Genomic DNA, 11,899 nt, shown 5'->3' with positions numbered 1-11,899 from the left:
GCTTCACCTCATACCCAAGTGGTCGGCGTTAACCGTCCTTCTCGATTTCACAGAGTAGCGGATGCTGGCTTTCCCTGGCGTACTGGTTGACCTGCATGGCCTTTGTCTCGGCGATGTCGCGGGTAAACACTCCACATACTGCCCGTCCTTCTGTGTGAACGGCCAGCATTACCTTGGTCGCCAACTCGCGGTTCAGGTTGAAAAACACCTCGAGCACTTCGACGACGAAATCCATCGGTGTGTAGTCATCATTAAACAAAACCACCTTGTACATCGGCGGCGCCTGTAAAGCAGGCTTGGCCTCCTGAACAGCAATGCCTGCAGAACCGTCGTCGTCATGTTCCTGATCCGGGCGATCCTGATTGAATGTTAGTCGAATCTGGCTGTTTGCATGCATGGGAAAGAAAGGTTCGTCAGTGGTTCAATTACAGTGGTGGGGGCGGCCTGTCAGAATTTCAACTCTGACCCTTTGGTCACCTTGACTATCGGCGAAACGGTGTTACAACGAATAGAGCCCACAGTGGGTAAAAAAGGTCCGCGCAGTCAACCTTATTTATTCGGGTTAGGACGGATAGACAGGATGATACTCCAGTGATGGAGTCTGGTGCAGAGGGATAAGGGAATGGCTAGTGGTAAGGTCAAGTGGTTCAACAATGTCAAGGGTTACGGCTTCGTCATTGAAGACGGCAAGACCGAGGACCTTTTTGCGCATTTCTCAGCGATCCAGATGGAAGGTTACAAAACGCTGAAAGCGGGTCAGCGTGTCAACTTTGAAATCATTCAAGGGCCAAAAGGCATGCATGCCGTAAATATTGTTGATGCGCCTGCCACTGCAGGCGTGAAAGAAACAAAGGTAGAAAAATCAGAGAAGCAGCGGGCCTGACCAGCCACTGAAATCAAGCACTCAAAGCAAACCGGCCGCCCCGACTCATCAGGGCGGCCGGTTTTCTCTGCCTGTTTACATATGCTTGATCAACGCATCACCAAACCCCGACGACGACACCAACGTAGCGCCATCCATCAGACGCTCGAAGTCATAGGTCACGGTCTTGGCCGAAATCGCGCCGTTGGTGCCCTTGATGATCAGATCCGCCGCCTCGACCCAGCCCATATGCCGCAGCATCATTTCCGCCGACAGGATCAATGAACCAGGGTTGACCTGATCCTTGCCCGCATATTTAGGCGCAGTACCGTGGGTGGCTTCAAACATTGCCACGGTGTCCGACAGGTTGGCCCCCGGCGCAATACCAATGCCGCCCACTTCCGCCGCCAGGGCGTCGGACAGGTAATCACCATTGAGGTTGAGGGTCGCGATCACGTCATATTCAGCCGGACGCAGCAGGATCTGCTGGAGCATGGCGTCGGCAATGGCATCCTTGACCACTACATTCTTACCGGTCTTGGGATTCTTGAACTGCATCCACGGCCCGCCGTCGAGCAGAGTCGCGCCGAACTCTTCAGCCGCCACCTCGTAGGCCCACTCCTTGAAGGCCCCTTCGGTGAACTTCATGATGTTGCCTTTGTGCACGATGGTCAGCGAGTCGCGGTCGTTATCCACCACATACTGCAAGGCCTTGCGCGCTAGGCGCTTGGTACCCTCTTTGGAGACCGGCTTGACGCCAATCCCGCAATCCTGGTCGAAACGGATCTTGGTAACACCCATTTCTTCCTTGAGGAACTTGATCACTTTGATCGCTTCCGGCGAACCGGCCTTCCACTCGATGCCCGCGTAAATATCCTCGGAGTTCTCACGGAAAATAGTCATGTCCACGTCGCCAGGCTTTTTCACCGGACTGGGCACGCCTTCGAACCAGCGCACCGGGCGCAGGCACACGTACAGGTCAAGTTGCTGGCGCAGCGCTACGTTCAGCGAGCGGATACCGCCACCCACCGGCGTTGTCAGCGGGCCCTTGATGGACACCACGTAATCCTTGACCGCGTCCAGGGTTTCCTGGGGCAGCCAGGTGTCCTGGTCGTAGACTTGAGTGGCTTTTTCGCCAGCGTACACCTCCATCCAGGAGATTTTGCGCTTGCCGCCGTAAGCCTTTTCAACAGCGGCGTCGACCACCTTGATCATCACCGGGCTGATGTCGACGCCAATACCGTCACCTTCGATGTAGGGGATGATCGGTTGGTCAGGAACATTGAGAGAATGGTCTGCATTGACGGTGATTTTGTCGCCGACTGCCGGAACCTGAATCTTCTTGTATCCCATGCTGAACTCCATCTATGGATTGAACATCTGGCTGCGTTCGAGCCTACTCCAGATAAATGGCGACTGAAACCTCACGCCATGCTCATTTGCATCGAAAACAGCATATTTGGTGGCCTACAAGCCTGAAAGCAAAGGGAAAAGCGCCAATCTTGAGCACATCCCACTACCCCACGCACCTGCGACCTTTAGACCAATGGACGAGCCCCCTTTTGTATGAAGGCTCAGCGTAAGCATAGCGACCTATGTATAATGCCGCCGCTGACCAAAGAGTCACGACGGCGGACCGCTCTAGAACGTAGCCTTTCGCCAGAAAGCCGGACTATTACCATAGCCCACCCGCTTGACGCTCGACTGATGCAAACCAACATCACCGCGAAGAAACCTCGACATTTCGCTCATGGATGACTTTGAACGAACGCGCTCTACCCGGCGCATCTCGAGTTTCTGCGCACGCTTTCAGCAAAGAAGAGAGTTAATCCGAATATGCCCACCCGCTCGAAGATCATCTACACCTTCACCGACGAAGCCCCAGCCCTCGCCACCTATTCACTGCTGCCTATCGTAGAGGCCTTCACCGCTTCCGCTGATATTGCCGTGGAAACCCGCGACATTTCCCTCGCCGGGCGCATCCTCGCAAGCTTCCCCGAGCAACTGGGCACCAAGGCCATCCCGGACCACCTCGCCGAACTGGGCGACCTGGCCGTTACGCCTGAAGCCAACATCATCAAGCTTCCCAACATCAGCGCCTCGACCCCGCAGCTGCAAGCCGCGATCAAGGAACTGCAGGCCCAGGGCTACGCCCTGCCGGACTACCCTGAAACCGTAACCACCGACGCGGAAAAAGAAACCCGTGCACGTTACGACAAGGTCAAGGGCAGCGCCGTGAACCCGGTACTGCGCGAAGGCAACTCCGACCGTCGCGCACCGCTGTCGGTCAAGAACTACGCACGCAAGCACCCGCACAAGATGGGCGCCTGGGCTGCCGACTCCAAGTCGCACATTGCCCACATGAACAACGGCGACTTCTACGGCAGCGAAAAAGCCGTGCAGATCGAAACCGCTGACGCGGTCAAAATTGCGCTGGTTGCGAAGGACGGCACCACCACCGTCCTGAAGGAAAAGACCAGCGTTCAGGCCGGCGAAATCATCGACACCGCCGTGCTGAGCAAGAAAGCCCTGCGCAGCTTCATCGCCGCTGAAATCGAAGACGCCAAGAAGCAAGGCGTGCTGCTGTCGGTTCACTTGAAAGCCACCATGATGAAGGTCTCCGACCCGATCATGTTCGGCCAGATCGTTGCCGAGTTCTATAAAGACGCCCTGGCCAAGCACGCGACCGTGCTGGAACAGATCGGCTTCAACCTGAACAACGGCATCGGCGACCTGTACGCCCGCATCAAGGCCCTGCCGGCCGACCAGCAGGCGCAGATCGAAGCCGACATCCAGGCGGTCTACGCCGTTCGCCCTGCCCTGGCGATGGTCAACTCCGACAAAGGCATCACCAACCTGCACGTGCCGAGCGACGTCATCGTCGACGCCTCGATGCCAGCGATGATCCGTGACTCCGGCAAGATGTGGGGCACCGACGGCCAACTGCACGACACCAAGGCTGTGATCCCGGATCGCTGCTACGCCACCATCTACCAGGCGGTCATCGAAGACTGCAAGGCCAATGGCGCCTTCGACCCCACCACCATGGGCAGCGTGCCAAACGTTGGCCTGATGGCGAAGAAAGCCGAAGAGTACGGCTCCCACGACAAGACCTTCCAGATCAAGGCTGACGGCGTTGTCCGCGTCACCGACAGCCAGGGCAACCTGCTGATGGAACAGAACGTCGAAGCTGGCGACATCTTCCGCATGTGCCAGACCAAAGACGCGCCGATCCAGGACTGGGTCAAGCTCGCCGTCAACCGTGCCCGCGCCAGCAACACCCCGGCCATTTTCTGGCTGGACCCTAAGCGCGCGCACGATGGCGTGGTGGTCGAGAAAGTTCAGACCTACCTGAAAGATCACAACACCGAAGGCCTGGACATCCGCATCATGGCCCCGGTCGATGCGATGAAGTTCACCCTGGAGCGCACCCGCAAGGGCCTGGACACCATCTCGGTGACCGGCAACGTACTGCGCGACTACCTGACCGACCTGTTCCCGATCATGGAACTGGGCACCAGCGCCAAGATGCTGTCGATCGTGCCGCTGATGAATGGCGGTGGCCTGTTCGAAACCGGTGCTGGCGGTTCGGCTCCAAAGCACGTGCAGCAACTGCTGGAAGAAAACTTCCTGCGCTGGGATTCCCTGGGCGAGTTCCTGGCCCTGGCCGCGTCCCTCGAGCATTTGGGTGTGACGTACAACAACCCGAAAGCGCTGGTACTGTCCAAGACCCTGGACCAGGCCACCGGCCAGTTCCTGGACAACAACAAGTCGCCATCGCGCAAGGTCGGCAACATCGACAACCGCGGCAGCCACTTCTACCTGGCGCTGTACTGGGCACAAGCCCTGGCGGCCCAGACCGAAGACACTGCACTGCAAGCGCAGTTTGGCGAATTGGCCAAAACCCTGGCCGAGAACGAAGCAACCATCGTTGCCGAACTCAACGCCGTACAGGGCAAGCCAGTGGACATCGGCGGCTACTACGCGCCGAACCCAGAGCTGACCAGCAAGGCCATGCGCCCGAGCAACACCCTCAATGCGGCGATTGCCAAGTTGAAGTAAGGTTGTAAGGATGCGAAGAAGCCCCGGCCCAGTGCCGGGGTTTCTGCTTGTAGGGACTTCATTGAAGAAACCCAATCCAATGTGGGAGCTGGCTTGCCTGCGATTGCAGTCTGTCAGTTCATACAGGCGTAGCTGACCCACCGCCATCGCAGGCAAGCCAGCTCCCACATTGAGCATGCCACCTTCCAGATACCGAGGTTCGCAATGACCTGGCTCCCCCACATCACCGTCGCCACCATCGTCGAAGACAACGGCCGCTTCCTGATGGTCGAAGAACTCAAGGGCGGCCGCGTCGTGCTCAACCAGCCCGCCGGCCATCTGGACCCGAACGAAACCCTGACCGAAGCTGCCGTGCGCGAAACGCTGGAAGAAACCGGCTGGGACGTGGAAGCTACCGGCATCGTCGGCATCTACCTGTACACCGCACCCAGCAATGGCGTCACCTATCAACGGGTCTGCTTTATCGCCAAGGCCCTGAGACACCGCCCGGACTATCAACTCGACGAAGGCATCCTGCGCGCCCGCTGGCTGACCCGTGACGAGCTGATGGCCGTGCGCGACGACTGGCGCAGCGAGCTGATTATCCGCTGCATCGATGATTATCTGGCCGGCCAATGCCACAGTCTCGAATTGATCCGCCCTTCTCTTTAGCCTTGCGGGCCCAGGCCTGCTAGAATCGCGTCCTTTTTCAAGACACCCGTTGAAACCCTATGCGTGATTCAGCCCCTTCTGACACACAAAAGAAGCGCGTCATCGTCGGCATGTCCGGCGGCGTGGACTCTTCCGTTTCCGCCGTTCTGCTCATGGAGCAGGGTTATGAGGTGGAAGGCCTGTTCATGAAGAACTGGGAAGAAGACGATGGAACCGAATACTGCACCGCCATGGACGACCTCGCGGACGCCCAGGCCGTGTGCGACAAGATCGGCATCAAGCTGCACACCGCCAACTTCGCCGCCGAGTACTGGGACAACGTGTTCGAGCACTTCCTGGCCGAATACAAGGCCGGCCGCACGCCGAACCCGGACATCCTGTGTAACCGCGAAATCAAGTTCAAGGCCTTCCTCGACTACGCCATGATGCTCGGCGCCGACCTGATAGCTACCGGCCACTACGTGCGCCGTCGCGATATCGATGGCCGCACCGAATTGCTCAAGGGCCTGGACCCGAACAAGGACCAGAGCTACTTCCTGCACGCCGTCGGTGGTGAGCAGATCGCCAAGACCCTGTTTCCGGTCGGCGAGCTGGAAAAGCCCGAAGTGCGCAAAATTGCCGAGAAACACGGCCTGGCCACCGCCAAGAAGAAAGATTCCACCGGTATCTGCTTTATCGGCGAGCGGCGCTTCAGTGATTTCCTCAAGCAATACCTGCCGGCGCAACCGGGCGAGATCAAGACCACCGAGGGTGAAGTGATCGGCCGCCACCACGGCCTGATGTACCACACCATCGGCCAGCGCCAGGGCCTGGGTATTGGCGGTTTGAAGGACGCCGGTGAAGAGCCGTGGTACGTGCTGGTCAAAGACCTGGAAAACAACGTGCTGGTGGTCGGCCAAGGCAACGAGCACCCGCTGCTGTTCTCCGGCGCCCTGCTCGCTTCCGAGATCTATTGGGTCAACCCTATCGACTTGAGCACCCCGCGCCGCCTGACCGCCAAAGTGCGTTATCGCCAGAGCGACCAGCCCTGCACCCTGGAAAAGACCGCCACCGGCTACCGTGCCACCTTCGATGACCCGCAGCGCGCGGTCACCCCTGGCCAGTCCGTGGTGTTCTATGACGGCGAAATCTGCCTGGGCGGCGGCGTGATTGAAGTCGCGCAAGCCTGGAGCAACCCGGCATGAGCCCGACCCAGGAGCAATTGACGGCCCTTGGCGGTGTCTTTCTCGCTGCGGTACTGGTGGACAAGATCGCCAAGACCGGCCAGGTCACTGAGGCCGGCCTGACCTGCATGCTCGGCAGCCTGCTGATCCGCGATCCCAAGGACACCCTTGAGGTTTACGGCGGTGACGACCTGGCCCTGCGTGAAGGCTATCGCGCCCTGATCGGCGCCTTGGAGCGCGACCCCAGCACTCTGCAGCGCGAACCGTTGCGCTATGCCCTGTCGATGCTCGGCCTTGAGCGCCAACTGGCCAAGCGCGACGACCTGCTGGACACCATCGGCAAGCGCCTGCCGCAGATCCAGTCCCAGGTAGAACACTTCGGCCCGGCCCACGAAAACGTGATCGCAGCCGTAGGTGCGCTGTACCAGGACACCTTGAGCACCCTGCGCCAGCGCATCCAGGTGCACGGCGACATGCGCAACCTGCAGCAACCCAACAACGCGTCGAAAATCCGCGCCCTGCTCCTGGCCGGTATTCGTTCGGCACGCTTGTGGCGCCAACTGGGCGGTCATCGCTGGCAGTTGGTGATCAGCCGACGCAAATTGCTCAAAGAGCTTTACCCGTTGATGCGCAACGAATAAGTCGCACCAGCAGGCTGTTTTCAAGCCATTACGCGTAATACGCCGGTCAGTTGGCGACGGACCGGCGGATTTTTTCATGTATGATACGCGCCCCATTTCGTTGCCCGACTGTCCGAGAACACCCCATGCAGCTCTCTTCGCTCACTGCGGTTTCCCCTGTTGACGGCCGCTACGCCGGCAAAACCCAGGCCCTGCGCCCTATTTTCAGCGAGTACGGCCTGATCCGTGCCCGTGTCCTGGTTGAAGTGCGCTGGCTCCAGCGCCTGGCCGCTCACCCCGCCATCAGCGAAGTGCCGGCGTTTTCCGCCGAAGCCAACGCTGTATTGAACACCCTGGCGGAAAACTTCTCCCTGGAGAACGCCGAGCGTGTCAAAGAGATCGAGCGCACCACCAACCACGACGTCAAAGCCATCGAATACCTGCTCAAAGAGCAAGCGGCCCAACTGCCGGAACTGGCCCAGGTCAGCGAGTTCATCCACTTTGCCTGCACCAGCGAGGACATCAACAACCTGTCCCACGCCCTGATGCTGCGCGAAGGCCGTGATGACGTGATGCTGCCGCTGATGCGCCAGACCGCCGAAGCCATCCGCGAGCTGGCGATCCGTTTCGCTGCCGTGCCGATGCTGTCGCGCACCCACGGCCAGCCGGCCTCGCCGACGACCCTGGGCAAAGAACTGGCCAACGTGGTGTACCGCCTGGAGCGCCAGATCGCCCAAGTCGCCGCCGTGCCATTGCTGGGCAAGATCAACGGCGCCGTAGGCAACTACAACGCCCACCTGTCGGCCTACCCTGAGATCGACTGGGAAGCCAACGCCCGCGCCTTCATCGAAGACGAATTGGGCCTGGGTTTCAACCCCTACACCACGCAGATCGAACCGCACGACTACATCGCCGAGCTGTTCGACGCGATTGCACGCTTCAACACCATCCTGATCGATTTCGATCGCGATATCTGGGGCTACATCTCCCTGGGCTACTTCAAGCAGCGCACTATTGCAGGCGAAATCGGTTCATCGACCATGCCGCACAAGGTCAACCCGATCGACTTCGAAAACTCCGAAGGCAACCTGGGTATCGCCAACGCCCTGTTCCAGCACCTGGCCAGCAAGTTGCCGATCTCTCGCTGGCAGCGCGACCTGACCGACTCCACCGTATTGCGCAACCTCGGTGTCGGCTTTGCCCACAGCGTGATCGCGTACGAAGCCAGCCTCAAAGGCATCAGCAAGCTGGAGCTCAACGAGCAGAAGATTGCCGCTGACCTGGACGCGTGCTGGGAAGTATTGGCCGAGCCGATCCAGACCGTGATGCGCCGCTACAACATCGAAAACCCCTACGAGAAGCTGAAAGAATTGACGCGCGGCAAGGGCATCAGCCCCGAAGCACTGCAAACTTTCATCGACGGCCTGGACATGCCAGCCGCGGCCAAGGCCGAGCTGAAGCTGCTCACCCCGGCCAACTACATCGGCAACGCTGTAGAGCAAGCCAAGCGCATCTGATCCAAGCAAGCTCCTTTGAGACGCCCGGCCGCGCCGGGCGTTTTTATTCCTGTCTTAAAAGTGCTTTTTTTCAATAGGTTACACATGAATCCTGATATCCCTCTTCAACTTCTGGGCGGCATCACGGCACGGGAATTCCTGCGCGACTACTGGCAGAAAAAACCGCTGCTGATCCGCCAGGCCATCCCTGACTTCGAAAGCCCGATCGACGCCGACGAACTGGCAGGCCTGGCCCTGGAAGAAGAAGTCGAGTCGCGCCTGGTGATCGAACACGGCGAGCGCCCGTGGGAACTGCGTCGCGGCCCGTTCGCCGAAGACGCTTTCAGCACCCTGCCCGAGCGCGAGTGGACCCTGCTGGTGCAGGCGGTCGACCAGTTCGTGCCGGAAGTGGCTGAGCTGCTGGAGCACTTCCGCTTCCTGCCGAGCTGGCGTATCGATGATGTGATGATCAGCTTCGCCGCGCCGGGTGGCAGCGTCGGTCCGCATTTCGATAACTACGATGTGTTCCTGCTGCAAGCCCAGGGCAAGCGCAACTGGAAGATCGGCCAGATGTGCAATTCCGAAAGCCCGTTGCTGCAACACGCCGACCTGCGCATCCTCGCAGAATTCGAAGAAAGCGCCGAATGGGTGCTGGAACCGGGCGACATGCTCTACCTGCCGCCGCGCCTGGCCCATTTCGGTATTGCTGAAGACGACTGCATGACCTATTCCGTGGGTTTCCGTGCACCGAGCGCCGCTGAAGTGCTGACCCACTTCACCGACTTCCTCAGCCAGTACCTGACCGACGAAGAGCGCTACACCGACGCAGACGCCCAGCCGGTCAGCGACCCGCACCAGATCCAGGGCGACGCACTGGACCGCCTCAAGGGCTTGCTCGCCGAGCACATGAGCGATGAGCGCATGCTGCTGACCTGGTTCGGCCAGTTCATGACCGAGCCACGCTACCCGGAACTGGTGGCCGGCGAAGAGTTGGGCGAAGAAGACTTCATCAACAGCCTGCAAGACGGCGCGATCCTGGTACGCAACCCGAGCGCACGCCTGGCCTGGTCCGAAGTGGACGACGATGTACTGTTGTTTGCCAGTGGCCAGAGCCGTTACCTGCCGGGCAAACTGCGTGAACTGTTGAAGCTGGTGTGCTCGGCCGATGCACTGCACAGCGAAAACCTGGGCGAGTGGCTGGCCGACGAAGACGGTCGCGACCTGCTGTGCGAACTGGTCAAGCAAGGCAGCCTGGGGTTCGCGGATGAATAGAATTCACGTAAGTGTCGCGGACTGGCGAAAGGATATCGACGAGATTCGGCGCATTCGTGAAGCGGTATTCATCGCTGAACAATCGGTCCCGCCTGAATTGGAGTGGGACGCGGACGATGCCAGCGCCATGCATTTTCTTGCATACGAAGGTGATTTCCCGATTGGCACCGCTCGATTGCTGCCCAGCGGCGAGATCGGTCGGGTATCAGTGCTCAAGGACTGGCGTGGGCTGAAAGTCGGCGACAAGCTGATGGAAGCGGTGATCGGCGAGGCGGTGAAACGCGGCCAGACCCGGCAATTCCTGAGTGCGCAGGTGTATGCGGCGCCGTTCTATGAGCGGCTGGGCTTCAAGATCGTCAGCGATGAGTTTCTTGAGGTCGGGATTCCGCATGTGGATATGGTGCGCGGGGACTGACCCGAGTCCGCGTCGCCTGCATCGCAGGCAAGCCAGCTCCCACACTGACCACATTCCAAAGGTTGTACTCGGTCAAGTGTGGGAGCTGGCTTGCCTGCGATAGCTATTTCAGCAACATCCTGAATGCCCTGCCTGCCAGGGCATTTTGCCGTCTACGATTCAACTTGCGCCCTGCCAGGCCGACAAACTGGCACTATCAAGCAAATGACTCGCAGAGATAACGGACATGTCCCTACGCACCCTGCTCACCGCCCTCGTGATGACCGTCAGCGCTTGCGCCATGGCCGCCACTGAAGTCGTCAACCTGAACAACCGCACCAGCGCCGACCTGCTGCCCGTGGCGCAGAACTTCATTGGCAAGGACGGCACCGTCAGCGCCTACGGCAACCAGCTTATCGTTAACGCTGAGCCCGCCAGGATCGAGGGCTTGCGCGCACTGCTCGGCCAATTGGATACACCGGCCAAACGTTTGCTGATCACCGTCGATACCAACGAGAACAACCAACAGAACAGTGGTGACAGCCAGACCCGCATCATCAGCTACGGCACTGCCAGCCGCGACGGTGGCGTGCAGCAGATCCAGGCCAGCGAAGGCGTGCCTGCGCTGATCCAGGTCGGCCAGAGCGTACCGCTGACCACCACGCAACAGGACAGCTACGGCCGTCTGCAAAACCAGACCCAGTATCGCAACGTCACCCAGGGCTTTTACGTGACCGCCAGCGTCACCGGCGAGACCGTACACCTGGCCATCAGTACCAACCGTGACCGCATGAGCCAGGAACGTCCCGATGTAGTGAACGTGCAAAGCACCGACACAACTGTCAGCGGCCGCCTGGGCGAATGGATTCCCCTGGCCGGCATCAATCGTGAAACCCAGGCGGACAAATCCTCTACAACCCGCAGCTACTCTACTCAGGGCCGCGATGACCTGACTTTACGGGTCAAGGTCGACACCCTGAACTGAAGCACCGAAAACTGACTGGCAAGTCGCATTAGACTAAAGATGTAGTGCCATAAAAAAAGCACTACAAAACATTTGACGAGCCAAAAAAGCATGGGCATGATGGCCTCGCTCCCGCTAATCAGGGGCCCTGGCAAGGGCCTTCGGATCGCCGCTCTAAGCTACCCACCTGAGCCGATTCGTGTCTGTACCGCCCACAAGGTGTGTTTGACGTTGGTTGCGACTGGAACGAAGTTGTCCCGAGGGACGGAAGCTAACCAGGTAACCCGGCTACACACTGATGGATCGTACAAAGGCCCACGACGCCCGAAGACCGTTCGCAGTTTGCCCTTACCTGCTCAACTCCCCCTTGAGCCCCATCGTTCATCCCGTCGCCTACCTCCGTCAGATTTGACTT

The 11,899-nt window shown here is 59.4% G+C and carries 11 protein-coding genes; 9 read left to right on the top strand and 2 right to left on the bottom strand.

Annotated features, from left to right (window positions below; all coding sequences use genetic code 11):
* Window positions 1-28 precede the first annotated feature (28 nt).
* Window positions 29-397 (bottom strand): ATP-dependent Clp protease adapter ClpS, encoded by a 369-nt coding sequence (gene clpS, locus JMV15_RS23585; RefSeq protein ID WP_005789091.1) that lies wholly within the window; start codon window positions 395-397, stop codon window positions 29-31.
* Between the two features lie 225 nt (window positions 398-622).
* Between clpS and cspD the strand changes: the two genes are divergently transcribed.
* Window positions 623-883 (top strand): cold shock domain-containing protein CspD, encoded by a 261-nt coding sequence (cspD, locus tag JMV15_RS23580; RefSeq protein ID WP_014718902.1) that lies wholly within the window; start codon window positions 623-625, stop codon window positions 881-883.
* A gap of 75 nt (window positions 884-958) precedes the next feature.
* Here the strand turns inward: cspD and icd are convergent, their stop codons facing one another.
* Complete coding sequence (icd, locus tag JMV15_RS23575) at window positions 959-2,215, bottom strand: NADP-dependent isocitrate dehydrogenase (protein WP_005789095.1); 1,257 nt, start codon at window positions 2,213-2,215, stop codon at window positions 959-961.
* Window positions 2,216-2,698: 483 nt separating this feature from the next.
* On the opposite strand from icd, the gene JMV15_RS23570 reads away from it, so the two are divergent.
* The 8 genes from JMV15_RS23570 (at window position 2,699) to JMV15_RS23535 (ending at window position 11,505) form a co-directional block, all read left to right on the top strand.
* Window positions 2,699-4,924, top strand: a complete 2,226-nt coding sequence (locus tag JMV15_RS23570) for an NADP-dependent isocitrate dehydrogenase (protein WP_014718903.1) — start codon at window positions 2,699-2,701, stop codon at window positions 4,922-4,924.
* Between the two features lie 204 nt (window positions 4,925-5,128).
* Window positions 5,129-5,575 carry an NUDIX hydrolase gene (locus tag JMV15_RS23565; protein WP_201491932.1) on the top strand — a complete coding sequence of 149 codons (447 nt, stop codon included), beginning with the start codon at window positions 5,129-5,131 and terminating at the stop codon, window positions 5,573-5,575.
* 59 nt (window positions 5,576-5,634) lie between these two features.
* Window positions 5,635-6,759 (top strand): tRNA 2-thiouridine(34) synthase MnmA, encoded by a 1,125-nt coding sequence (mnmA, locus tag JMV15_RS23560; RefSeq protein ID WP_014718905.1) that lies wholly within the window; start codon window positions 5,635-5,637, stop codon window positions 6,757-6,759.
* Complete coding sequence (gene hflD / locus JMV15_RS23555) at window positions 6,756-7,379, top strand: high frequency lysogenization protein HflD (protein ID WP_019816713.1); 624 nt, start codon at window positions 6,756-6,758, stop codon at window positions 7,377-7,379. The genes mnmA and hflD overlap by 4 nt, the downstream gene beginning before the upstream one ends.
* A 125-nt stretch (window positions 7,380-7,504) precedes the next feature.
* Window positions 7,505-8,875, top strand: a complete 1,371-nt coding sequence (gene purB, locus JMV15_RS23550) for an adenylosuccinate lyase (RefSeq protein WP_019816712.1) — start codon at window positions 7,505-7,507, stop codon at window positions 8,873-8,875.
* Window positions 8,876-8,959: 84 nt separating this feature from the next.
* Window positions 8,960-10,126: a ribosomal protein uL16 3-hydroxylase gene (locus JMV15_RS23545; protein WP_014718907.1), complete on the top strand. Its 1,167-nt coding sequence runs from the start codon at window positions 8,960-8,962 to the stop codon at window positions 10,124-10,126.
* Window positions 10,119-10,541, top strand: a complete 423-nt coding sequence (locus JMV15_RS23540; protein ID WP_019816711.1) for a GNAT family N-acetyltransferase — start codon at window positions 10,119-10,121, stop codon at window positions 10,539-10,541. Before JMV15_RS23545 ends, JMV15_RS23540 begins: the two co-directional genes overlap by 8 nt.
* A gap of 226 nt (window positions 10,542-10,767) precedes the next feature.
* Window positions 10,768-11,505: a secretin N-terminal domain-containing protein gene (locus tag JMV15_RS23535; RefSeq protein WP_014718909.1), complete on the top strand. Its 738-nt coding sequence runs from the start codon at window positions 10,768-10,770 to the stop codon at window positions 11,503-11,505.
* The last annotated feature ends 394 nt before the right edge of the window (window positions 11,506-11,899 follow it).

The organism is Pseudomonas paracarnis (genome assembly GCF_904063055.1).
GTDB classification, from domain to species: domain Bacteria; phylum Pseudomonadota; class Gammaproteobacteria; order Pseudomonadales; family Pseudomonadaceae; genus Aquipseudomonas; species Aquipseudomonas paracarnis.
The sequence above is the reverse complement of the archived record's forward strand: the minus strand, read 5'-3'. Positions and strand labels throughout refer to the sequence as shown.